This is a genomic window from Citrobacter sp. C6_1 (assembly GCF_014596835.2).
In the GTDB taxonomy this organism is placed as follows: domain Bacteria; phylum Pseudomonadota; class Gammaproteobacteria; order Enterobacterales; family Enterobacteriaceae; genus Citrobacter; species Citrobacter pasteurii.
Genome location: NZ_CP115031.1, coordinates 4,415,576 through 4,438,746 on the forward strand (window position 1 = coordinate 4,415,576; position 23,171 = coordinate 4,438,746).

Here is a 23,171-nt window from a genome sequence, read left to right on the forward strand (position 1 = left end):
ACCTGTTTGATCGAGAGTTACTCGTCTTCCAGCTCGATGTTGATACCCAGCGAACGAATCTCTTTCAACAGTACGTTGAAGGATTCCGGCATGCCTGGTTCCATCTGATGGTTGCCGTCCACGATGTTTTTATACATCTTAGTACGACCGTTCACGTCATCAGACTTAACGGTGAGCATTTCCTGCAGGGTGTATGCTGCGCCATATGCTTCCAGCGCCCACACTTCCATCTCCCCGAAGCGCTGACCACCGAACTGCGCCTTACCACCCAGCGGCTGCTGAGTAACCAGGCTGTAAGAACCGGTAGAACGCGCATGCATTTTGTCATCAACCAGGTGGTTCAGTTTCAGCATGTACATGTAGCCAACGGTAACCTGGCGCTCGAACTGCTCACCGGTACGACCGTCGAACAGTGTGATCTGACCGGAAGTCGGCAGGCCACCCAGCTGTAACAGTTCCTTGATTTCAGACTCTTTCGCACCGTCGAATACCGGCGTTGCGATCGGCATACCTTTTTTCAGGTTTTCAGCCAGACGCAGAACTTCTTCATCGCTGAAGGTATTCAGGTCAACTTTCTGACGAACATCTGAACCCAGATCGTAAGCACGCTGGATGAATTCGCGCAGTTTCGCGACTTCTTGCTGCTGTTTCAGCATGGCGTTGATCTTATCGCCGATACCTTTTGCAGCCATACCCAGGTGGGTTTCAAGGATCTGACCGATGTTCATACGCGATGGTACGCCCAGCGGGTTCAGTACGATATCTACCGGCGTACCGTTAGCATCGTGTGGCATATCTTCGATCGGGTTGATCTTAGAGATTACACCCTTGTTACCGTGACGACCTGCCATCTTATCACCAGGCTGGATCCGACGTTTAACCGCCAGATAAACCTTAACAATCTTCAGCACGCCCGGTGCCAGATCGTCGCCCTGAGTGATTTTACGGCGTTTCGCTTCGAGTTTTTTCTCGAATTCGTGTTTCAGTTCGTCGTACTGCTCAGCCAGTTGTTCCAGCTGATTCTGTTTTTCTTCGTCGGTCAGGCCGAGTTCTAACCAGCGGTCGCGCGGCAGTTTGTCGAGCTTCTCAGCTTCAACACCACCGGAAACCAGCACAGCGTAGATACGGCTGAACAGGCCAGCTTCGAGGATCTGCAGTTCTTCAGACAGGTCTTTTTTCGCCTGCTTCAGCTGCATCTCTTCGATTTCCAGCGCTCGTTTGTCTTTTTCTACGCCATCGCGAGTAAAGACCTGAACGTCGATAATCGTACCGGAAACACCATTTGGCACGCGCAGAGAAGAGTCTTTAACGTCAGACGCTTTCTCACCGAAGATCGCACGCAGCAGCTTCTCTTCTGGCGTCAGCTGGGTTTCACCTTTCGGTGTTACCTTACCAACCAGAATGTCGCCACCGGTGACTTCTGCACCAATGTAAACGATACCGGATTCATCCAGTTTGGAGAGCGCAGCTTCACCCACGTTCGGGATGTCAGCGGTGATCTCTTCCGGCCCCAGCTTGGTGTCACGGGACACACATGCCAGTTCCTGAATGTGGATGGTGGTGAAACGGTCTTCCTGGACAACACGCTCGGATACGAGGATGGAGTCTTCGAAGTTGTAACCGTTCCATGGCATGAATGCCACGCGCATGTTCTGACCTAGCGCCAGTTCACCGAGGTCGGTGGACGGACCGTCTGCCAGCACATCACCACGTTCAACCGGCTCGCCCAGAGATACGCAAGGCATCTGGTTGATACAGGTGTTCTGGTTAGAACGGGTGTATTTAGTCAGGTTATAAATGTCGATACCTGCTTCGCCCGGGTACATCTCGTCTTCGTTAACTTTGATAACGATACGGGAAGCATCCACGTACTGAACGGTACCACCACGTTTAGCAACTGCAGTAACACCGGAGTCAACGGCAACAGCACGTTCCATACCGGTACCAACCAGCGGCTTATCAGCGCGCAGAGTCGGAACCGCCTGACGTTGCATGTTCGCACCCATCAATGCACGGTTGGCGTCATCGTGTTCCAGGAACGGGATCAGGGACGCACCGACGGATACCACCTGCTGGGTGGATACGTCCATGTAGTCAACCTGGTCGCGGCTGAACAAGCTGGATTCGCCTTTACTACGGCAGGTAACCAAATCTTCTACAAAGTGGCCTTCGTCATCCAGGTTGGAGTTCGCCTGAGCGATAACGTAGTTGCCTTCTTCGATAGCAGACAGGTAGTGGATTTCGTCAGTTACAACACCGTCGGTCACTTTACGGTACGGCGTCTCGAGGAAGCCGTATTCGTTAGTCTGTGCATACACGGACAGGGAGTTGATCAGACCGATGTTCGGACCTTCAGGCGTTTCGATTGGACATACGCGACCGTAGTGAGTCGGGTGTACGTCTCGAACTTCGAAGCCTGCACGCTCACGGGTCAGACCGCCTGGGCCGAGTGCAGAGATACGACGTTTGTGCGTAATCTCAGACAGCGGGTTGTTCTGGTCCATAAACTGAGACAGCTGGCTGGAACCAAAGAACTCTTTCACTGCTGCGGAAATCGGCTTGGCGTTGATCATGTCCTGAGGCATCAGGGTATCCAGATCGCCCAGAGACAGACGCTCTTTCACCGCACGCTCAACACGTACCAGGCCAACGCGGAATTGGTTTTCCGCCATTTCGCCTACGGAACGGATACGACGGTTGCCGAGGTGGTCGATATCATCGACTTCGCCTTTACCGTTACGGATATCGATGAGCTTCTTCATCACTTCGATGATGTCGTCTTTGCTCAGGATACCGGAACCTTCGATTTCGTCGCGCAGCAGAGAACGGTTGAACTTCATACGACCAACCGCAGACAGGTCATAGCGGTCTTCGGAGAAGAACAGGTTCTCAAACAGGCTTTCAGCAGCTTCACGAGTCGGCGGCTCACCAGGGCGCATCATGCGGTAGATTTCTACCAGCGCGCTCAGACGATCGTTGGTTGGGTCGACGCGTACAGTTTCAGAAATGTACGGACCGTGGTCCAGATCGTTAGTGAACAGCGTTTCGATACGTTTGTGGCCAGACTGGCTCAGCTTAGCCAGCAGATCCAGGCTCAGCTCCATGTTAGCTGCGCAGATCAGCTCGCCAGTAGATTCGTCAACGTAGTCTTTAGCCGCAACTTTACCAGCAATGTATTCAACCGGAACTTCGATATGTTTGATATCGTCTTTTTCCAGCTGGCGAATGTGGCGCGCAGTGATGCGACGGCCTTTTTCGACGTAGACTTTGCCGTTAGCTTCGATGTCAAAGGAGGCGGTTTCACCACGCAGGCGTTCCGGCACCAGTTCCATCTGCAGCTTGTTGTCACGAATTTCGAAAACAACTTTCTCAAAGAACAGGTCAAGGATCTGCTCAGTGGTGTAGTTCAGCGCACGCAGAATAATGGTCGCAGGCAGTTTACGGCGACGGTCAATACGTACGAACAGGTTGTCCTTCGGATCGAATTCGAAGTCCAGCCAGGAACCACGGTAAGGAATGATGCGCGCGTTATACAGCACTTTACCCGAAGAGTGGGTTTTACCTTTGTCGGAGTCAAAGAAGACGCCTGGACTACGGTGCAGCTGAGAAACGATAACACGCTCAGTACCGTTGATAACAAAGGTACCGTTGTCAGTCATGAGCGGAATTTCGCCCATGTAGACTTCTTGTTCTTTAATGTCTTTTACGGTGCCTTCCGGCGCTTCGCGCTCGTAGATCACCAGACGCAGTTTTACGCGCAGCGGTGCGGAATAGGTCACGCCACGGATCTGACATTCCTGAACGTCAAACACCGGTTCGCCAAGGCGGTAGCTGACGTATTGCAGCTCGGAATTACCGCTATAGCTCTGAATCGGGAAAACGGAACGGAAAGCTGCTTCCAGACCATACTGCCCTTCAGGATCTTGCTCGATGAACTTCTGAAACGAGTCAAGCTGGATAGAAAGGAGATAAGGTATGTCCAGTACTTGTGGACGTTTACCAAAATCCTTACGAATACGTTTTTTCTCGGTATAGGAGTAAACCATTAGGGTTCCTCAGCTCGCTGACAAGTCGACCCATCTGTCCGACGAAGGGACAGTTTGTGCAACACTATTTTGTTGACCGGAAAATCGAATACTTTCCGCAATGCCTGTTGCTATCACGCTTAAACCATTTCATTGCGATTTACACAGAACTGATGCTCTGTCGCAGTATATTAAGGCGTCGATAGAAACAAGCATTGAAAGGCACAGCAGTAGTCAAACAGTGTGAAATGCTACTGGCGCCTTACAGCGCAAAAAGGCTGGTGACTAAAAAGTCACCAGCCATCAGCCTAATTTCTTAGGCTGCAACCAGAAAAGTTGGCTTATTTAACTTCAACTTCAGCGCCAGCTTCTTCCAGAGATTTTTTCAGTGCTTCTGCGTCATCTTTGCTCACGCCTTCTTTCAGCGCAGCCGGTGCAGATTCTACCAGGTCTTTAGCTTCTTTCAGACCCAGGCCAGTTGCGCCACGTACTGCTTTGATAACAGCAACTTTGTTAGCGCCAGCAGCTTTCAGAATTACGTCGAATTCAGTTTTTTCTTCAGCAGCTTCAGCCGGACCAGCAGCTACAGCTACAGCAGCAGCAGCGGAAACACCGAATTTTTCTTCCATTGCAGAAATCAGTTCTACAACGTCCATTACGGACATAGCGGATACTGCTTCAATGATTTGATCTTTAGTGATAGACATTTAAATTGTTCCTGAAAATCAGAATAAGTTTATACGTAAGCAGATGCTTGAGAAAGATAACTGCGATTAAGCAGCTTCTTTCGCATCGCGTACAGCAGCCAGAGTACGAACCAGTTTGCCAGCCGAAGCTTCTTTCATGGTTGCCATCAGGCGTGCAATTGCTTCTTCGTAGGTCGGCAGGGTTGCCAGGCGATCGATGTTCGATGCCGTGATCAACTCACCTTCAAAGGCTGCGGCTTTGACCTCAAATTTTGCATTCGCTTTCGCGAACTCTTTGAACAGACGAGCAGCAGCGCCCGGGTGTTCCATAGAGTATGCAATCAGGGTCGGACCAACAAACGTGTCTTTCAGGCACTCGAACTGAGTACCTTCAACGACGCGGCGCAGCAGGGTGTTACGAACAACACGCATGTATACGCCAGCTTCACGACCTGCTTTACGCAGTTCAGTCATTTTATCTACAGTTACGCCACGGGAATCCGCAACTACTGCAGACAGCGCGCCTTTGGCTACTTCGCTGACTTCAGCAACAATCGCTTGTTTGTCTTGAAGATTTAAAGCCATTAGCTTTGCTCCTGGATGTTTGCCGGAACTCATGTTCCGGAACTCACTTCACTCCTCCCAACGGAGAGAGCGTCTAAATACGGTGAGCAGAAACAAGCCAGAGTATCAGAAATAATCTTAGCGTTCTGTCACCGTCTACGCAGGGCATTAAGTTTCTGACGAAACACCTGCGGTCTTCGACGGAGGCCTGGATAGGCCAGGCTCCAACGAACAAATCTTGTCTATCTGTCGCTATTCAACCTGTGCCGGCGTTGACTGTCTTCGTTCACACCAGTCACATAGTTAACTATGCTCCTGGCGATTCACTCAGTTGTCGCCTTGCCACAGCCTGAATATCTCGGATATACGTCTGCAATTAGCAGAAACGTGGGGGTAAGATTGTAGACAAAATCACCTCCCACGTAAAGGCGAATATTAGTTCGCCACAGTCGCAGTCAGACCGGACTGATCAACGGCAACACCAGCACCCATGGTGGTGGAGATGCTAACTTTCTTGATGTACACGCCTTTTGCCTGAGTCGGTTTAGCTTTTTTCAGCGCAACCAGCAGAGCTTCCAGGTTTTCTTTCAGTTTGTCAGCGTCAAAATCCACTTTACCGATGGTAGTGTGAATGATGCCGTTTTTGTCGTTACGGTAACGAACCTGACCTGCTTTAGCGTTCTTAACAGCTTCAGCAACGTTAGGGGTTACAGTACCAACTTTCGGGTTTGGCATCAGGCCGCGCGGACCCAGAACCTGACCCAGCTGGCCAACAACGCGCATTGCATCCGGGGAAGCAATAACAACGTCAAAGTTCATTTCGCCTTTTTTGATCTGGTCAGCCAGATCTTCCATACCTACCAGCTCAGCGCCTGCAGCTTTAGCAGCTTCAGCGTTTGCGCCCTGGGTAAATACGGCTACGCGAACGGAACGGCCAGTACCGTGCGGCAGTACAGTTGCACCACGTACGTTCTGGTCAGATTTACGTGCATCGATGCCGAGGTTAACGGCAACGTCCACGCTTTCTACGAATTTAGCAGTGGCCAGCTCTTTCAGCAGAGCGATAGCTTCGTTGATGTCGTACTGTTTAGTAGCATCAACTTTGTCACGGATCACGGACATGCGCTTGGTCAGTTTAGCCATTTCTTAGTCCTCCACTACCAGGCCCATGGAACGTGCAGTACCTTCAATGGAGCGAGTCATCGCTTCAATGTCGGAACCAGTCATGTCGGCAGCTTTGGTCTGCGCGATTTCCTGCAGCTGAGCGCGGGAAATTTTACCCACTTTGTCTTTGTTCGGCTTGCCGGAACCAGACTTGATACCAGCCGCTTTCTTCAGCAGAACTGCTGCCGGAGGCGTTTTGGTAACGAAAGTGAAAGAACGGTCAGCGTAAACGGTGATAACAACCGGGATCGGCAGACCTTTTTCCATGGAATCAGTCTTAGCGTTGAACGCTTTGCAGAATTCCATGATGTTCACGCCTTGTTGACCCAGTGCTGGACCTACCGGCGGACTCGGGTTAGCCATACCAGCTGCAACCTGCAGCTTGACATAGGCTTGGACTTTCTTAGCCATTCTAAATTCCTCTGATTGGGTTATAGCGCCTCAAGGAGGCTCCCCGTGATTAAATTCGTTTTACGGATAGAATCCATAAAAACAAAAGGCGCGAAATTGTATTCCAATCTCGCGCCTTGTGCAACGATTAAATCGTCGCTTTTTTGATCGGCGTATTAGGCTTTTTCAACCTGAGCGAAGTCCAGTTCAACCGGAGTCGCACGACCGAAGATAGATACGGAAACTTTCAGACGAGACTTCTCGTAGTCCACTTCTTCAACCACACCGTTAAAGTCAGCGAACGGACCGTCGCTAACACGAACCATTTCACCTGGCTCAAACATCGTTTTCGGACGTGGCTTATCACCAACCTGCTGCAGGCGGTTCATGATCGCATCAACTTCTTTGTCGCTGATAGGTGCCGGACGGTCAGATGTACCGCCGATAAAGCCCATCACACGCGGCACGCTGCGCACCAGGTGCCAGCTTGCATCATTCATTACCATCTGGACCAGTACATAGCCCGGGAAGAATTTACGCTCGCTCTTGCGACGCTGGCCGCCACGGATTTCGACCACTTCTTCGGTCGGCACCATGACTTCACCAAACAGCTCTTCCATATTTTGTAACTTGATATACTCACGCAGCGAGGTCGCTACGCGGCCTTCAAAACCGGAAAACGCCTGAACGACGTACCAGCGCTTTTTAGGGGCTTCAGACATCTTAGAACCTCAGGCCAGTGATAAAGGATACCAGGCGAACCAGAATACCATCCAGTCCCCACAGGATCAGTGACATTACCGCAGTGACCGCAGCAACGATCAGCGTGGTGTGCAGCGTTTCCTGGCGAGTTGGCCAAATGACCTTACGGACTTCGGTTCTCGCTTCACGGGCAAAAGCAACGGTCGCTTTACCTTTTGTAGTCAACAGCGCGACACCACCCGCTGCGGCAATCAGAATCACTACGGCCAGCGCACGCAGCGGCAGCATCATGTCACGATAGAGGTAGTTGCCAACGATAGCTACAAGCAGCAATACAGCGACAACAACCCACTTCATCGCTTCCAGGCCGCGCCCGCTTCCTTGAGCTTCGGTATTCGCACTCATAAACCAACCTGTCAGAAGTATTCTACAAACATTTTCACCCCGCGTAAGCGAGGCGATCCAAACCGAAATGCTCTGGTGCGTTTCGGACTAAACGCCCTCTTCAGAGCCTGTCTCAGCAATGATTATGACAAAAAAAATCACTGATGAGCCAGGTTCTGGTGTGAAAGCGTGCAAAAAGGGCATCAAATGATGCCCTTTTATTGCGCATTGCGTCAAATGTTATCGGCAATTAGCTCATTACTTTGGCAACAACGCCCGCGCCAACGGTACGACCGCCTTCACGGATTGCGAAACGCAGACCGTCATCCATCGCGATCGGGTGGATCAGGGTAACAACCATTTTGATGTTGTCGCCCGGCATTACCATCTCTACGCCTTCCGGCAGTTCGATGGTACCAGTCACGTCAGTAGTACGGAAGTAGAACTGCGGACGGTAGCCTTTGAAGAACGGAGTATGACGGCCGCCTTCGTCTTTGGACAGAATGTACACTTCAGATTCGAACTTGGTGTGCGGCTTGATAGAGCCCGGCTTCGCCAGTACCTGACCACGTTCGATTTCTTCACGTTTGATACCACGCAGCAGAACACCAACGTTCTCACCAGCACGGCCTTCGTCCAGCAGTTTGCGGAACATTTCAACGCCAGTACAGGTAGACTTGGCAGTCTCTTTGATACCAACGATTTCAACTTCTTCACCAACTTTGATGATACCGCGTTCTACACGACCGGTAACAACGGTACCACGACCGGAGATGGAGAATACGTCTTCGATTGGCAGCAGGAACGGCTTATCGATAGCACGTTCTGGTTCCGGGATGTAAGAATCCAGGAAGCCAGCCAGTTCGATGATTTTCGCTTCCCACTCTGCTTCGCCTTCCAGCGCTTTCAGAGCAGAACCACGAACGATCGGCGTGTCATCGCCCGGGAAATCGTACTGAGACAGAAGTTCACGAACTTCCATTTCTACCAGTTCCAGCAGCTCTTCGTCATCAACCATGTCGCATTTGTTCAGGAACACGATGATGTACGGAACGCCTACCTGACGACCCAGCAGGATGTGCTCACGAGTCTGCGGCATCGGGCCGTCAGTCGCAGCAACAACCAGGATCGCGCCGTCCATCTGCGCAGCACCGGTGATCATGTTTTTAACATAGTCGGCGTGGCCCGGGCAGTCTACGTGCGCGTAGTGGCGAGTCGGGGTGTCATATTCAACGTGAGAAGTGTTGATGGTGATACCACGTGCTTTTTCTTCCGGCGCGTTATCGATCTGGTCGAATGCGCGAGCAGCACCGCCGTAGGTTTTAGCCAGAACGGTAGTGATTGCAGCGGTCAGCGTTGTTTTACCATGGTCAACGTGGCCGATAGTACCGACGTTAACGTGCGGTTTAGTACGTTCAAATTTTTCTTTAGACATCGATTGTCCCTCTAAGACACGGATAAATCGGTGATATCACCACATCAACCAGGCAATATACCTGAGCTGTTGAATGCTTTTAAAAGTAAACAGAGAGAAACGGGAAGGAGAAGTGAAGTGGTGCTGATACCCAGAGTCGAACTGGGGACCTCACCCTTACCAAGGGTGCGCTCTACCAACTGAGCCATATCAGCACGTCTGGAGCGGGCAGCGGGAATCGAACCCGCATCATCAGCTTGGAAGGCTGAGGTAATAGCCATTATACGATGCCCGCATCCTGAAACTCGGCTACCCAGTTCTTTCTGTAACAAAAAAGAGATTTCTCTCTTTTATGTTCGAGCTGATTAAATTTTTTAACCAACTCAGGCGGCGATAACGCTGCCAGAAAGTGGTGGTGGGGGAAGGATTCGAACCTTCGAAGTCTGTGACGGCAGATTTACAGTCTGCTCCCTTTGGCCGCTCGGGAACCCCACCGGACTTGATGGTGCCGACTACCGGAATCGAACTGGTGACCTACTGATTACAAGTCAGTTGCTCTACCTACTGAGCTAAGTCGGCATCAAGTAGCGCGCATTTTATGGATACCTGCGTGCTCATGCAACTAAAAAATTGCATAAAATGTTCTTCCGCTCACATTTTGCACTATACGTCCGATAAATAATCTATTTCTTATCTGAATTGCACAAATTTCCAACGTTGGGCGTTATAACCGGAGAGGGTTTTGCTCCGTTATTCACGTCCAGACAGAGAGAAAGCACATCTTTATACATCTGGAATACTCGTCACAATGCTTTTCAGGGGACGATTTTTTCTTATTATTCCCCCTCATCTGGTGTTACCCTCCTGCCCATTGTCCAAATTAACTGAAATGTGCGTGCCATTGCGTGCCGGGGATGATTTCGTTTTTTATCACTGACCTGATATAGCAATGACAGCCAGACCATGCGTATGAGTATAAAAGAGCAAGCGTTAACGTCGCCTTACCTACAGTTTGATCGCAACCAGTGGGCTGCGCTTCGTGATTCAGTGCCGATGACCCTGACCGAGGAAGAGATTGCTCGTCTGAAAGGCATTAACGAAGACTTATCGCTGGAAGAAGTTGCTGAGATTTATTTGCCTCTATCGCGTTTGCTAAATTTTTACATCAGTTCGAACCTGCGGCGTCAGGCTGTGCTGGAGCAATTTTTAGGCACCAACGGCGAGCGTATTCCTTATATCATTAGCATTGCTGGCAGCGTCGCTGTCGGTAAAAGTACGACTGCGCGCGTGTTGCAGGCGTTACTGAGTCGTTGGCCCGAGCATCGTAAGGTTGAGCTGATTACAACAGATGGTTTTCTTCATCCTAACCAGGTGTTGAAAGAACGTGGACTCATGAAGAAGAAAGGCTTTCCTCAGTCCTATGATATGCACCGTCTGGTTAAATTCGTTTCCGATCTGAAGTCTGGCGTCCCCAACGTTACGGCACCGGTCTATTCTCATCTTATCTATGATGTAATCCCTGATGGTGACAAAACGGTTGCCCAGCCGGATATATTGATTCTCGAGGGGCTCAATGTATTACAAAGCGGAATGGACTACCCCCACGACCCGCATCATGTATTTGTTTCTGACTTTGTCGATTTTTCTATTTACGTTGATGCGCCAGAGGAATTACTGCAAACATGGTATATCAACCGTTTCCTGAAATTCCGCGAAGGGGCATTCACCAACCCAGACTCTTATTTCCATAACTATGCTAAATTGTCCGAAGATGAGGCAATCAATACTGCAATGTCGCTCTGGAAAGAGATTAATTGGTTGAATTTAAAGCAGAACATACTACCAACGCGTGAGCGGGCCAGCTTGATTATGACCAAGAGTGCCAATCATGCCGTTGAACAAGTCAGGTTAAGAAAATAAAAAAAGGGGAGCCAATGCTCCCCTTCTTCTTATTATTCAGCGCTTCTAAGCGATATTTCCCCACCCATCCATGGCTTTATCTCACCATTCTGCTCAAGCAGTAATGCACCTTGCGCATCTATTCCTCGTGATATGCCAAATATTTCTTTATCACCAATAATGAGTTTAACCGGGCGATTGATAAAGTTATCAAGTGCCTTCCAGCGTGATAAATAAGGCACTAACCCCTCTTGCTCAAATAGTATCAGTGCAGCACGAAGCTCGCGGATCAGCCGTGCTGCCAGAGTATTGCGGTCAATGTTAATCCCTGCTTCCTGTAGATTAATCCAGCCTTGATTAACCACATTCTCTTCAACTCGACGCATGGACATGTTAATACCTGCACCAATAACAATCTGCGCGGCATCACCCGTCTTACCGGTGAGTTCTACCAGGATCCCTGCCAGCTTACGGTCGAGCAAATAGAGATCGTTCGGCCATTTAACACGTACTTTATCCGCACCCAGATCGCGTAATACCTCGGCCATGACAATACCAATCACCAGGCTCAGGCCAATCGCCGCTGCCGGGCCCTGCTCCAGGCGCCAGAACATAGAGAGATACAGGTTAGCGCCAAAGGGAGAGAACCATTTACGTCCACGGCGACCACGCCCGGCCTGCTGATATTCGGCGACGCAGGCATCTCCTGACTCCAGTTGACCAATTCGATCCAGCAGATACTGGTTGGTTGAATCGATTACGGGTAGAACAGTGATGTTCCCGCCGCCCAGCTGAGAATAAATAACGGATGAGTCTAAGAGCTGGATGGGCTCTGGTAAGCTGTAGCCTTTACCTGGAATAGTAAATACATCAACGCCCCAGTCGCGTAGCGTCTGGATGTGTTTGTTGATCGCTGCACGACTCATTCCCAGTTTTTCACCGAGTTGCTCACCTGAATGGAATTCGCCATCAGCCAATAATGAGATGAGCGTCAGGGGGACGGTATTATCCTTCATGCGATGATCTCCACAGCATTCACTTCACCCTGCGGGCCCATGAATCTAACCTCTGGCTCAAGCCAGACATTAAACTTCTCACCCACTTTATGTCGTACATGATGTGCAAGTTGCACGACATCCTGGCTCGTCGCATTACCCGCATTGATCAGTACCAGTGCTTGTTGTTGATGTACTGCTGCGCCACCAATACGCATGCCTTTAAGCTGGCATTGATCGATGAGCCAGCCAGCAGCCAGTTTTACAGAGCCGTCAGCCTGCGGGTAATGAGGCGCAGTCGGAAATTTAGCCAGAAGTTCCTGTGCAATATCAGCGCTGACAACCGGATTTTTAAAGAAGCTCCCCGCGTTGCCCTGTACTTTTGGGTCGGGCAATTTTGTGGTGCGCATATGGCAAACAGAGTCAAAAACCTGCTGAGGTGTCACGGTTGCAGGATCCAGACGCGTCAGGTCGCCGTAAGTCAAAACGGGCTGCCACTGTTTAGGCAAGCGCAGACCAACGGCTACAATCGCGAAACGATCCTGGTACTCATGCTTGAAGATGCTGTCACGGTAACCAAATCGACATTCTGTGGCGTTAACACGCAGATGTTTGCCGGTCGAAAGCTCTACGCAGTCTACGTATTCGCAGACGCGCTGCAGCTCTACACCATAAGCACCAATGTTCTGGATTGGCGATGAGCCAACACAGCCGGGAATAAGCGCCAGATTTTCCAGTCCAGGCATGCCAAGCTGCAATGTATGCTGTACCAGATGATGCCAGTTCTCACCAGCCCCAACGTGTAGATACCACGCGTCAGGCTTCTCTGTAACCTCTATACCTTTGATACGGTTGACGATCACCGTGCCATGGAAGGTATCAAGAAACAGGACGTTACTCCCCTCACCCAGAATCAGTACCGGATGGTTTAATACATTGGCAGCTTGCCAGGCGCTCAATAGTTGTTGCTCATTTTCAGCACAAACAATCTCGTTGGCAGACTGGTCAATGCCGAAGGTGTTCCAGGCTTTAAGGGAGTGATTCATAGACGCTTTCCTGATGCAAAATCGCGCTTAGTTTACCGCATATGCCACAGGATGGCTTGTTTTATGGAAGCGTGGGGTTGCTTTGCACCCGATGGCACACGCTGCGCCGCATCCGGCATTTTCGCACAGACGCAAAAAAGCCCATCCGGCAGGATGGGCTTCTTCACTTTAATTAATGCCTGGCAGTTCCCTACTCTCGCATGGGGAGACCCCACACTACCATCGGCGCTACGGCGTTTCACTTCTGAGTTCGGCATGGGGTCAGGTGGGACCACCGCGCTACAGCCGCCAGGCAAATTCTGTTTATCAACACGCCCTGGCATGTCGATGTCATCTGTAATCAGGCTGAAAATCGTCTCAATTCCGCCAAAACATCTTCGGCGTTGTAAGGTTAAGCCTCACGGTTCATTAGTATCGGTTAGCTCAATGTATCGCTACACTTACACACCCGACCTATCAACGTCGTCGTCTTCAACGTTCCTTCAGGAGACTTACAGTCTCAGGGAGAACTCATCTCGGGGCAAGTTTCGTGCTTAGATGCTTTCAGCACTTATCTCTTCCGCATTTAGCTACCGGGCAATGCCATTGGCATGACAACCCGAACACCAGTGATGCGTCCACTCCGGTCCTCTCGTACTAGGAGCAGCCCCCCTCAATTCTCCAGCGCCCACGGCAGATAGGGACCGAACTGTCTCACGACGTTCTAAACCCAGCTCGCGTACCACTTTAAATGGCGAACAGCCATACCCTTGGGACCTACTTCAGCCCCAGGATGTGATGAGCCGACATCGAGGTGCCAAACACCGCCGTCGATATGAACTCTTGGGCGGTATCAGCCTGTTATCCCCGGAGTACCTTTTATCCGTTGAGCGATGGCCCTTCCATTCAGAACCACCGGATCACTAAGACCTGCTTTCGCACCTGCTCGAGCCGTCACTCTCGCAGTCAAGCTAGCTTATGCCTTTGCACTAACCTCCTGATGTCCGACCAGGATTAGCTAACCTTCGTGCTCCTCCGTTACTCTTTAGGAGGAGACCGCCCCAGTCAAACTACCCACCAGACACTGTCCGCAACCCGGATTACGGGCCCACGTTAGAACACCAGCCATTAAAGGGTGGTATTTCAAGGTTGGCTCCATGCAGACTGGCGTCCACACTTCAAAGCCTCCCACCTATCCTACACATCAAGGACCAGTGTTCAGTGTCAAGCTATAGTAAAGGTTCACGGGGTCTTTCCGTCTTGCCGCGGGTACACTGCATCTTCACAGCGAGTTCAATTTCACTGAGTCTCGGGTGGAGACAGCCTGGCCATCATTACGCCATTCGTGCAGGTCGGAACTTACCCGACAAGGAATTTCGCTACCTTAGGACCGTTATAGTTACGGCCGCCGTTTACCGGGGCTTCGATCAAGAGCTTCTCCTTACGGATAACCCCATCAATTAACCTTCCGGCACCGGGCAGGCGTCACACCGTATACGTCCACTTTCGTGTTTGCACAGTGCTGTGTTTTTAATAAACAGTTGCAGCCAGCTGGTATCTTCGACTGATTTCAGCTCCATGAGTAAATCACTTCACCTACATATCAGCGTGCCTTCTCCCGAAGTTACGGCACCATTTTGCCTAGTTCCTTCACCCGAGTTCTCTCAAGCGCCTTGGTATTCTCTACCTGACCACCTGTGTCGGTTTGGGGTACGATTTCGTGTTACCTGATGCTTAGAGGCTTTTCCTGGAAGCAGGGCATTTGTTACTTCAGCACCGTAGTGCCTCGTCATCACACCTCAGCGTTAAAAAGGTACCGGATTTACCTGGAACCTCCGCCTACATGCTTAAACCGGGACAACCGTCGCCCGGCTAACATAGCCTTCTCCGTCCCCCCTTCGCAGTAACACCAAGTACAGGAATATTAACCTGTTTCCCATCGACTACGCCTTTCGGCCTCGCCTTAGGGGTCGACTCACCCTGCCCCGATTAACGTTGGACAGGAACCCTTGGTCTTCCGGCGTGCGGGTTTTTCACCCGCATTATCGTTACTTATGTCAGCATTCGCACTTCTGATACCTCCAGCATGCCTCACGACACACCTTCAACGGCTTACAGAACGCTCCCCTACCCAACAACACATAGTGTCGCTGCCGCAGCTTCGGTGCACAGTTTAGCCCCGTTACATCTTCCGCGCAGGCCGACTCGACCAGTGAGCTATTACGCTTTCTTTAAATGATGGCTGCTTCTAAGCCAACATCCTGGCTGTCTGTGCCTTCCCACATCGTTTCCCACTTAACTGTGACTTTGGGACCTTAGCTGGCGGTCTGGGTTGTTTCCCTCTTCACGACGGACGTTAGCACCCGCCGTGTGTCTCCCGTGATAACATTCTTCGGTATTCGCAGTTTGCATCGGGTTGGTAAGTCGGGATGACCCCCTAGCCGAAACAGTGCTCTACCCCCGAAGATGAATTCACGAGGCGCTACCTAAATAGCTTTCGGGGAGAACCAGCTATCTCCCGGTTTGATTGGCCTTTCACCCCCAGCCACAAGTCATCCGCTAATTTTTCAACATTAGTCGGTTCGGTCCTCCAGTTAGTGTTACCCAACCTTCAACCTGCCCATGGCTAGATCACCGGGTTTCGGGTCTATACCCTGCAACTTAACGCCCAGTTAAGACTCGGTTTCCCTTCGGCTCCCCTATGCGGTTAACCTTGCTACAGAATATAAGTCGCTGACCCATTATACAAAAGGTACGCAGTCACCCCATTAAGAGGCTCCCACTGCTTGTACGTACACGGTTTCAGGTTCTTTTTCACTCCCCTCGCCGGGGTTCTTTTCGCCTTTCCCTCACGGTACTGGTTCACTATCGGTCAGTCAGGAGTATTTAGCCTTGGAGGATGGTCCCCCCATATTCAGACAGGATACCACGTGTCCCGCCCTACTCTTCGAGTTCACAACCTGTGCATTTTGGTGTACGGGACTATCACCCTGTACCGTCGGACTTTCCAGACCGTTCCACTAACACACAAGCTGATTCAGACTCTGGGCTGCTCCCCGTTCGCTCGCCGCTACTGGGGGAATCTCGGTTGATTTCTTTTCCTCGGGGTACTTAGATGTTTCAGTTCCCCCGGTTCGCTTCATTACGCTATGTATTCACGTAATGATAGTGTGACGAATCACACTGGGTTTCCCCATTCGGAAATCGCCGGTTATAACGGTTCATATCACCTTACCGACGCTTATCGCAGATTAGCACGTCCTTCATCGCCTCTGACTGCCAGGGCATCCACCGTGTACGCTTAGTCGCTTAACCTCACAACCCGAAGATGTTTCTTTCGATTCATCATCGACTTGCAAAAATTTGAGAGACTCGAACACACCGCTTTTCATTTCTTATTACGGAGAAATGAAACAGTGTGTCGTTTCAATTTTCAGCTTGATCCAGATTTTTAAAGAGCAAAACTTCGCAGTGAACCTTTTCAGGTACACTCTGAAGTTTTCTTGTATTGTTGCAGTAAAGATGGTGGAGCTATGCGGGATCGAACCGCAGACCTCCTGCGTGCAAAGCAGGCGCTCTCCCAGCTGAGCTATAGCCCCATCGTAGTTATCTCATTCACCTTAATTCTTGCTGAGACAAGGCGTGGAGCGGCGAAGCATACTGAAGTATGCGAGTCGTTTCACAACGCGGTATCAGAAAGAATTTGGTAGGCCTGAGTGGACTTGAACCACCGACCTCACCCTTATCAGGGGTGCGCTCTAACCACCTGAGCTACAAGCCTGCAGAGATTTTCTTACTGCTAATTTTCATCAGACAATCTGTGTGAGCACTACAAAGAACGCTTCTTTAAGGTAAGGAGGTGATCCAACCGCAGGTTCCCCTACGGTTACCTTGTTACGACTTCACCCCAGTCATGAATCACAAAGTGGTAAGCGCCCTCCCGAAGGTTAAGCTACCTACTTCTTTTGCAACCCACTCCCATGGTGTGACGGGCGGTGTGTACAAGGCCCGGGAACGTATTCACCGTGGCATTCTGATCCACGATTACTAGCGATTCCGACTTCATGGAGTCGAGTTGCAGACTCCAATCCGGACTACGACATACTTTATGAGGTCCGCTTGCTCTCGCGAGGTCGCTTCTCTTTGTATATGCCATTGTAGCACGTGTGTAGCCCTACTCGTAAGGGCCATGATGACTTGACGTCATCCCCACCTTCCTCCAGTTTATCACTGGCAGTCTCCTTTGAGTTCCCGGCCGAACCGCTGGCAACAAAGGATAAGGGTTGCGCTCGTTGCGGGACTTAACCCAACATTTCACAACACGAGCTGACGACAGCCATGCAGCACCTGTCTCACGGTTCCCGAAGGCACTAAAGCATCTCTGCTAAATTCCGTGGATGTCAAGAGTAGGTAAGGTTCTTCGCGTTGCATCGAATTAAACCACATGCTCCACCGCTTGTGCGGGCCCCCGTCAATTCATTTGAGTTTTAACCTTGCGGCCGTACTCCCCAGGCGGTCGACTTAACGCGTTAGCTCCGGAAGCCACGCCTCAAGGGCACAACCTCCAAGTCGACATCGTTTACGGCGTGGACTACCAGGGTATCTAATCCTGTTTGCTCCCCACGCTTTCGCACCTGAGCGTCAGTCTTTGTCCAGGGGGCCGCCTTCGCCACCGGTATTCCTCCAGATCTCTACGCATTTCACCGCTACACCTGGAATTCTACCCCCCTCTACAAGACTCTAGCCTGCCAGTTTCGGATGCAGTTCCCAGGTTGAGCCCGGGGATTTCACATCCGACTTGACAGACCGCCTGCGTGCGCTTTACGCCCAGTAATTCCGATTAACGCTTGCACCCTCCGTATTACCGCGGCTGCTGGCACGGAGTTAGCCGGTGCTTCTTCTGCGAGTAACGTCAATCGTTGCGGTTATTAACCACAACGCCTTCCTCCTCGCTGAAAGTACTTTACAACCCGAAGGCCTTCTTCATACACGCGGCATGGCTGCATCAGGCTTGCGCCCATTGTGCAATATTCCCCACTGCTGCCTCCCGTAGGAGTCTGGACCGTGTCTCAGTTCCAGTGTGGCTGGTCATCCTCTCAGACCAGCTAGGGATCGTCGCCTAGGTGAGCCGTTACCCCACCTACTAGCTAATCCCATCTGGGCACATCCGATGGCAAGAGGCCCGAAGGTCCCCCTCTTTGGTCTTGCGACGTTATGCGGTATTAGCTACCGTTTCCAGTAGTTATCCCCCTCCATCGGGCAGTTTCCCAGACATTACTCACCCGTCCGCCACTCGTCACCCAAGGAGCAAGCTCCTCTGTGCTACCGTTCGACTTGCATGTGTTAGGCCTGCCGCCAGCGTTCAATCTGAGCCATGATCAAACTCTTCAATTTAAGTTTGATGCTCGTGAATTAAACTTCGTAATGAATTACGTGTTCACTCAGAGACTTGGTATTCATTTTTCGTCTTGCGACGTTAAGAATCCGTATCTTCGAGTGCCCACACAGATTGTCTGATAAATTGTTAAAGAGCAGTGCCGCTTCGCTTTTCTCAGCGGCGCGGGGTGTGCATAATACGCCATCCCGCCACGAAGTCAAGCATTTAATTTCGCTTTCTTCGCCGGAGTTCTCAGTGGAACCCCGCTGACCCGGCGGCTTGCGTGCCGTTGTTCCGTGTCAGTGGAGGCGCATTATAGGGAGTTATTTCAGGCTGACAAGGGGAAATTTAAAATAATTTTCCGAGTGCATACTTTTTCACCAAAAAAGACTAAATCGCCAGTTTTTCGAGCGTTTTGAAGCCATAGCGCTGCAACACTGGCAATAACTGTTCGGCCTCTGTTGTCATTGCCATGCAGAATGCCACATTCTCATCGGCCGATTTTGCATCTGGCGCTTCATGTTCTAATAACCAGGCCGTTCGACGCGCAATCGCGGCACCAGAATCCACCAGTCGCGTCCCTTCCGGGAGGACTTGTAATAGCTCCTCCTGTAATAGAGGGAAATGCGTACATCCGAGTACGACCGTGTCCGGTGGCTCCGACATCCGCAACCACGGGCGCAGAATACGGCGCAGATCTTCCAGCGAGACGGGTTCTCCGTGCAGCTTCGCTTCTGCCAGCTCCACCAACTCAGCGGATCCCAACATCGCTATCTGACACTCGTTAGCAAAGCGCGCAATCAATTCGTGTGTGTACGAGCGTTTCACCGTCGCGCGCGTCGCCAGTAGCCCTACAATACCATTCGCCGTGAGCCGCGCCGCGGGTTTAATCGCAGGCACCACACCGACAACCGGAAAAGCGAACTTTTCACGTAATGCCGGGAGTGACACCGTGCTGGCGGTATTGCATGCGATAACCGCAAGCGCGAGGGGATAGCGTTGCTGAACTGCAGTCACAATCTCAACGACACGCTCAACGATAAACTCTTCGCTTTTCTCACCATAAGGAAAGGCGACGTTATCGAAAGCATATATATAGTGGAGATCCGGCAGAAGATTCCGGATCTCATTGTAGACCGACAACCCACCGACGCCGGAATCAAACACCAGCACGGTGGGACGTGAATCAGAAGGTGTAGCTGCCAGACAAGGTGTATTCCCGTCCTGCAGTTGGGTAGCCATAAACTGTCTCGTAATCTTTATCGAACAGGTTGGCGATTTTACCACGAACTGTCAGCTGTGAGGTGATCGGATATGACACAGCCAGATCCCACAAACTCACACCGCCCATTTTTACCGGTTGATAAGTAACGTAGTCCGTATCGTATCGCGTCCCCAGATATTGATATGTCAGGCCCCAGTCAAAATCATAGACCTGCCAGTCGAGTTGGTATTTCACCTGCTGTTTAGAACGACGAGCCAGTGGCTCGTTGGTAATCGCATTACGCGAATCTACGTAGTCGTAGCTAAGCGTATGCGCCAACGGCCCGGTGTCGAAGTTTGCAGTCGCTTCGATACCTTTAATACGCACTTTGCCTTCGTTGTAGTACTTCTGAGTGTGGGTGTTGTAGTCGATCATGTCATCGATATCGTTGCGATACCCTGACACGCGCCAGTTAACACCTGATGTTAACCCTTCAAACGCCCCTTCCCACTGCTTACTCTCCTCGGGATCAAGGTTTGCATTGCCGTAATAGCCATGCAACTGCCCCAGATTTGGCGCTTTGTAAGATGTGCCATAGGAGGCAATGAAACGATAGCCTTCGATAAACTCCCATCCAGCGCTGGTTTGCCATGTACCATGACGACCAAACTCGGAGTTATCATCACTACGTGCCGCACCTTCGAAGGTGAAGTCACCAAGCTGCTGCAATCCCGTCAAATAGAGGCCAGTATTACGTTGGTCGTAACCGTCCGTAACATACCCAGTGCCTGGCTCCGTAGTTTGCTTTTGCCAGTCCACGCCTGCACCAATGTTACCGTGGCCAACAACTATGCTGTTTGACCACTGAACATTATATTGCTTCATCTCATCCAGCGTGGCCGAGGAATCATAGCGGCCATAGTTCGGATCATAGTTGTAGTCTTTACTGTGGCTGTAGCTCGAAACCAGTTGTGACTGAATAAGCTCGCCATTAAAACGTAACCCAGCGTCCCAGCTCTGGCTATAAAGCTGCCGGGTATCAAGTAGCGCCGAGCCAGGAGAATAATACGAGTCATAATCTGTGCGGTTATCATAACCATAACCACGAACGAACCCGCTCCATGTCTCGGAGAAGTTGTGCTCCAGTGCGCCATACAGCGTCTTGCTTAAGAAACCGTCTTTATCCGGTTGAGCCTGTGCACCAGTGCTACCGTAGGCCACAACATCGAAGCCTTTGGTGTAGGCATAATCGCCCATCAACGTGACACGCGTATTTTCGCCAAGCTGTTGTTGGGTTGCGATATCGTAATTTTGATACCCATTTCTTCCCACGCCGGCAGTCAGTTCCGTCCCTGGTTTTTCGCGCGTAGTAATGATATTCACCACGCCACCAATCGCATCCGAACCATATATAGCGGAACGCGGCCCGCGGATATACTCAATACGTTGCACCAGCGATACCGGGAACTGGCTAAGATCGGCCGAGCCGCTCACCCCCGCTAAATTAAGACGCACACCGTCTATCAACACCAGAACATGGCTGGCGTTAGTGCCACGAATAAAAATAGACGAGTTCTGTCCCATACCACCGCTTTGTGCAATATCAACACCAGGCAAACGACGCAGTACATCGTTTACCGAGGTAGATTGCCAGCGATCAATGTCCTGACGTGTAACGACGGTGATGGGTGCAAGTACTGCACTTAGGGGCTGCTGAAAACGGTTAGCAGTAACGACGAGAGTATCTGGGCTAGCATCCTGCGCCCAACCAGAAGATGCCGCGACGGAAAGCGCCGTCAACAGCAACGATTTTTTAATCATTGTAAAGCATCCACAATATAAGAAGGATGCCGCAGGTCCACCGATAGTACGCGATAGTGAAAACCAGATGCGACGTTAGCCGGCAGGTCTTCGGGCTTGGAAGGTTATTCAGGATACCGAATAAAAAGAAATGAAGACTTCCCACCCACAGGCAGTGTCTGCTTTACGCTCTCATTTCACCTTTCCTTACCGCTGCGCGTCAGCTCCAGATTCACACTGGATTCCCTTTTAACTCACAGGACCGGAAAACGGATGCTACAGTTTGTTACAACCTGGTGTCCAGACCGGATATCACAATATCGGAAATCATCAATAACTGGACATCTGATGAGCAATCCCTACAATCCCCGCGTACTTTTATTTTTCAGGACGCATCATGACCCCCGAACACCTTCCGACAGAACAGTACGACGCACAGCTAGCTGAAAAAGTGGTGCGTCTGCAGAACTTAATGACGCCATTTTTTACAAAGGCTCCGGAAGTGTTCCGCTCACCGGTTAGCCATTACCGTATGCGTGCCGAGTTCCGTCTGTGGCATGACGGGGATGACCTGTACCACATCATGTTCGACAGCCAAACGAAGAACCGTATTCGCGTCGACAGCTTTCCGGCAGCCAGCGAGCTTATCAATACGCTGATGACAGCAATGATTGAAGGTGTACGCAACAATCACGTCCTGCGTCACAAACTGTTCCAGATTGATTACCTCACCACCCTGAGCGATCAGGCGGTGATATCCATGCTATACCATAAAAAACTGGATAATGAGTGGCGCCGGGAAGCCGAAGCGCTGCGGGATGCGCTGCGGGCGCAAAACCTGAATGTGCACCTGATCGGCCGGGCGACCAAAACTAAAATCGAGTTGGATCAAGATTATATCGACGAACGTTTACCGGTCGCGGGCAAAGAGATTATCTACCGCCAGGTTGAGAACAGTTTCACGCAACCGAATGCTGCGATGAACATTCAGATGCTGGAATGGGCGATTGATGTCACCAAAGGTTCAAAGGGCGATCTGCTGGAGCTGTACTGCGGTAATGGTAACTTTTCATTAGCGCTGGCGCAAAACTTCAACCGCGTACTGGCCACCGAAATCGCCAAGCCGTCCGTTGCTGCAGCCCAGTACAACATCGCAGCTAACCATATTGATAATGTACAAATTATCCGTATGGCAGCCGAAGAGTTTACGCAGGCAATGAACGGTGTTCGCGAATTCAACCGGTTGCAGGGGATTGATCTGAAGAGTTACCAGTGCGAGACCATTTTCGTTGACCCACCGCGGAGCGGGCTGGACAGCGAAACGGAGAAAATGGTGCAGGCGTATCCGCGGATTCTGTATATCTCCTGCAACCCGGAGACATTGTGTAAGAACCTGGAAACGTTAAGCCAGACGCACAATGTTTCACGTCTGGCGCTATTCGATCAGTTCCCATATACGCACCATATGGAGTGCGGAGTACTGTTAACGAAGAAGTAAGACTGCACGTAGGCCGGATAAGCACTACCGGTTCAGATTGCCGG

At 50.9% G+C, this 23,171-nt stretch carries 14 protein-coding genes, 6 tRNA genes, 3 rRNA genes, 1 pseudogene and 1 riboswitch; of the genes and pseudogenes, 3 read left to right on the forward strand and 21 right to left on the reverse strand.

Annotated features, from left to right (window positions below; all coding sequences use genetic code 11):
- Positions 1–17: 17 nt before the first annotated feature.
- The 12 genes from rpoB to IB196_RS21170 all read right to left on the reverse strand — a co-directional run bounded on the left by rpoB (position 18) and on the right by IB196_RS21170 (position 9,908).
- Positions 18–4,046, reverse strand: a complete 4,029-nt coding sequence (rpoB, locus tag IB196_RS21115) for a DNA-directed RNA polymerase subunit beta (RefSeq protein ID WP_003033111.1) — start codon at positions 4,044–4,046, stop codon at positions 18–20.
- 320 nt (positions 4,047–4,366) lie between these two features.
- On the reverse strand, positions 4,367–4,732 hold the full coding sequence (rplL, locus tag IB196_RS21120) for a 50S ribosomal protein L7/L12 (protein WP_000028882.1): 366 nt from the start codon (positions 4,730–4,732) through the stop codon (positions 4,367–4,369).
- Positions 4,733–4,798: 66 nt separating this feature from the next.
- Entirely contained in the window at positions 4,799–5,296 is a 498-nt protein-coding gene (rplJ, locus tag IB196_RS21125; RefSeq protein ID WP_005132895.1) for a 50S ribosomal protein L10, read from the reverse strand.
- Positions 5,297–5,710: 414 nt separating this feature from the next.
- Positions 5,711–6,418: a 50S ribosomal protein L1 gene (rplA, locus tag IB196_RS21130; RefSeq protein ID WP_005132897.1), complete on the reverse strand. Its 708-nt coding sequence runs from the start codon at positions 6,416–6,418 to the stop codon at positions 5,711–5,713.
- A 3-nt stretch (positions 6,419–6,421) separates the two neighbouring features.
- Complete coding sequence (gene rplK / locus IB196_RS21135) at positions 6,422–6,850, reverse strand: 50S ribosomal protein L11 (protein ID WP_003033122.1); 429 nt, start codon at positions 6,848–6,850, stop codon at positions 6,422–6,424.
- Between the two features lie 155 nt (positions 6,851–7,005).
- Positions 7,006–7,551 carry a transcription termination/antitermination protein NusG gene (gene nusG, locus IB196_RS21140; protein WP_003033125.1) on the reverse strand — a complete coding sequence of 182 codons (546 nt, stop codon included), beginning with the start codon at positions 7,549–7,551 and terminating at the stop codon, positions 7,006–7,008.
- A gap of 1 nt (position 7,552) precedes the next feature.
- Positions 7,553–7,936, reverse strand: a complete 384-nt coding sequence (secE, locus tag IB196_RS21145; protein WP_003033128.1) for a preprotein translocase subunit SecE — start codon at positions 7,934–7,936, stop codon at positions 7,553–7,555.
- A gap of 229 nt (positions 7,937–8,165) precedes the next feature.
- The gene (gene tuf / locus IB196_RS21150; RefSeq protein WP_003031109.1) at positions 8,166–9,350 is read right to left on the reverse strand and encodes an elongation factor Tu; all 1,185 of its coding nucleotides are present in this window, start codon (positions 9,348–9,350) and stop codon (positions 8,166–8,168) included.
- Between the two features lie 118 nt (positions 9,351–9,468).
- Positions 9,469–9,544: transfer RNA gene (locus IB196_RS21155), tRNA-Thr, on the reverse strand.
- Positions 9,545–9,549: 5 nt separating this feature from the next.
- Positions 9,550–9,624, reverse strand: a tRNA-Gly gene (locus IB196_RS21160).
- Between the two features lie 115 nt (positions 9,625–9,739).
- Positions 9,740–9,824: transfer RNA gene (locus IB196_RS21165), tRNA-Tyr, on the reverse strand.
- An 8-nt stretch (positions 9,825–9,832) separates the two neighbouring features.
- A tRNA-Thr gene (locus IB196_RS21170) sits at positions 9,833–9,908 on the reverse strand.
- A gap of 19 nt (positions 9,909–9,927) precedes the next feature.
- On the opposite strand from IB196_RS21170, the pseudogene IB196_RS21175 reads away from it, so the two are divergent.
- Positions 9,928–9,996, forward strand: a pseudogene (locus IB196_RS21175) (hypothetical protein); the annotation flags it as partial.
- A 302-nt stretch (positions 9,997–10,298) separates the two neighbouring features.
- The gene (gene coaA, locus IB196_RS21180; protein WP_040232296.1) at positions 10,299–11,249 is read left to right on the forward strand and encodes a type I pantothenate kinase; all 951 of its coding nucleotides are present in this window, start codon (positions 10,299–10,301) and stop codon (positions 11,247–11,249) included.
- Between the two features lie 32 nt (positions 11,250–11,281).
- On the opposite strand, the gene birA is transcribed toward coaA, so the two are convergent.
- The 9 genes from birA to btuB form a co-directional block, all read right to left on the reverse strand.
- The gene (birA, locus tag IB196_RS21185) at positions 11,282–12,244 is read right to left on the reverse strand and encodes a bifunctional biotin--[acetyl-CoA-carboxylase] ligase/biotin operon repressor BirA (RefSeq protein WP_188232195.1); all 963 of its coding nucleotides are present in this window, start codon (positions 12,242–12,244) and stop codon (positions 11,282–11,284) included.
- Positions 12,241–13,269: a UDP-N-acetylmuramate dehydrogenase gene (murB, locus tag IB196_RS21190; protein ID WP_040232294.1), complete on the reverse strand. Its 1,029-nt coding sequence runs from the start codon at positions 13,267–13,269 to the stop codon at positions 12,241–12,243. The genes birA and murB overlap by 4 nt, the downstream gene beginning before the upstream one ends.
- A gap of 177 nt (positions 13,270–13,446) precedes the next feature.
- A 5S ribosomal RNA gene (gene rrf / locus IB196_RS21195) occupies positions 13,447–13,562 on the reverse strand.
- 94 nt (positions 13,563–13,656) lie between these two features.
- Positions 13,657–16,563 (reverse strand): 23S ribosomal RNA (locus IB196_RS21200).
- Between the two features lie 208 nt (positions 16,564–16,771).
- Positions 16,772–16,847, reverse strand: a tRNA-Ala gene (locus IB196_RS21205).
- A 105-nt stretch (positions 16,848–16,952) separates the two neighbouring features.
- Positions 16,953–17,029, reverse strand: a tRNA-Ile gene (locus IB196_RS21210).
- Between the two features lie 71 nt (positions 17,030–17,100).
- Positions 17,101–18,642: ribosomal RNA gene (locus IB196_RS21215) — 16S ribosomal RNA — on the reverse strand.
- Together the 16S, 23S and 5S rRNA genes with 2 tRNA genes alongside form the textbook arrangement of a ribosomal RNA operon.
- 373 nt (positions 18,643–19,015) lie before the next feature.
- Positions 19,016–19,867 (reverse strand): glutamate racemase, encoded by an 852-nt coding sequence (gene murI, locus IB196_RS21220; protein ID WP_072041459.1) that lies wholly within the window; start codon positions 19,865–19,867, stop codon positions 19,016–19,018.
- On the reverse strand, positions 19,812–21,650 hold the full coding sequence (btuB, locus tag IB196_RS21225; protein WP_005122778.1) for a TonB-dependent vitamin B12 receptor BtuB: 1,839 nt from the start codon (positions 21,648–21,650) through the stop codon (positions 19,812–19,814). The genes murI and btuB overlap by 56 nt, the downstream gene beginning before the upstream one ends.
- A gap of 63 nt (positions 21,651–21,713) precedes the next feature.
- Positions 21,714–21,911: riboswitch (cobalamin riboswitch) on the reverse strand.
- Positions 21,912–22,026: 115 nt separating this feature from the next.
- Here btuB and trmA point away from each other — a divergent pair.
- Complete coding sequence (gene trmA / locus IB196_RS21230) at positions 22,027–23,127, forward strand: tRNA (uridine(54)-C5)-methyltransferase TrmA (RefSeq protein WP_005122776.1); 1,101 nt, start codon at positions 22,027–22,029, stop codon at positions 23,125–23,127.
- The last annotated feature ends 44 nt before the right edge of the window (positions 23,128–23,171 follow it).

What these genes read in the sequence shown, in the direction of transcription:
- murB (WP_040232294.1), bottom strand. Translation starts at nt 13,269, where the DNA reads ATGAATCACTCCCTTAAAGCCTGGAACACCTTCGGCATTGACCAGTCT.
- rplA (WP_005132897.1), bottom strand. Translation starts at nt 6,418, where the DNA reads ATGGCTAAACTGACCAAGCGCATGTCCGTGATCCGTGACAAAGTTGAT.
- murI (WP_072041459.1), bottom strand. Translation starts at nt 19,867, where the DNA reads ATGGCTACCCAACTGCAGGACGGGAATACACCTTGTCTGGCAGCTACA.
- rplL (WP_000028882.1), bottom strand. Translation starts at nt 4,732, where the DNA reads ATGTCTATCACTAAAGATCAAATCATTGAAGCAGTATCCGCTATGTCC.
- rpoB (WP_003033111.1), bottom strand. Translation starts at nt 4,046, where the DNA reads ATGGTTTACTCCTATACCGAGAAAAAACGTATTCGTAAGGATTTTGGT.
- coaA (WP_040232296.1), top strand. Translation starts at nt 10,299, where the DNA reads ATGAGTATAAAAGAGCAAGCGTTAACGTCGCCTTACCTACAGTTTGAT.
- nusG (WP_003033125.1), bottom strand. Translation starts at nt 7,551, where the DNA reads ATGTCTGAAGCCCCTAAAAAGCGCTGGTACGTCGTTCAGGCGTTTTCC.
- btuB (WP_005122778.1), bottom strand. Translation starts at nt 21,650, where the DNA reads ATGATTAAAAAATCGTTGCTGTTGACGGCGCTTTCCGTCGCGGCATCT.
- trmA (WP_005122776.1), top strand. Translation starts at nt 22,027, where the DNA reads ATGACCCCCGAACACCTTCCGACAGAACAGTACGACGCACAGCTAGCT.
- tuf (WP_003031109.1), bottom strand. Translation starts at nt 9,350, where the DNA reads ATGTCTAAAGAAAAATTTGAACGTACTAAACCGCACGTTAACGTCGGT.
- rplK (WP_003033122.1), bottom strand. Translation starts at nt 6,850, where the DNA reads ATGGCTAAGAAAGTCCAAGCCTATGTCAAGCTGCAGGTTGCAGCTGGT.
- rplJ (WP_005132895.1), bottom strand. Translation starts at nt 5,296, where the DNA reads ATGGCTTTAAATCTTCAAGACAAACAAGCGATTGTTGCTGAAGTCAGC.
- secE (WP_003033128.1), bottom strand. Translation starts at nt 7,936, where the DNA reads ATGAGTGCGAATACCGAAGCTCAAGGAAGCGGGCGCGGCCTGGAAGCG.
- birA (WP_188232195.1), bottom strand. Translation starts at nt 12,244, where the DNA reads ATGAAGGATAATACCGTCCCCCTGACGCTCATCTCATTATTGGCTGAT.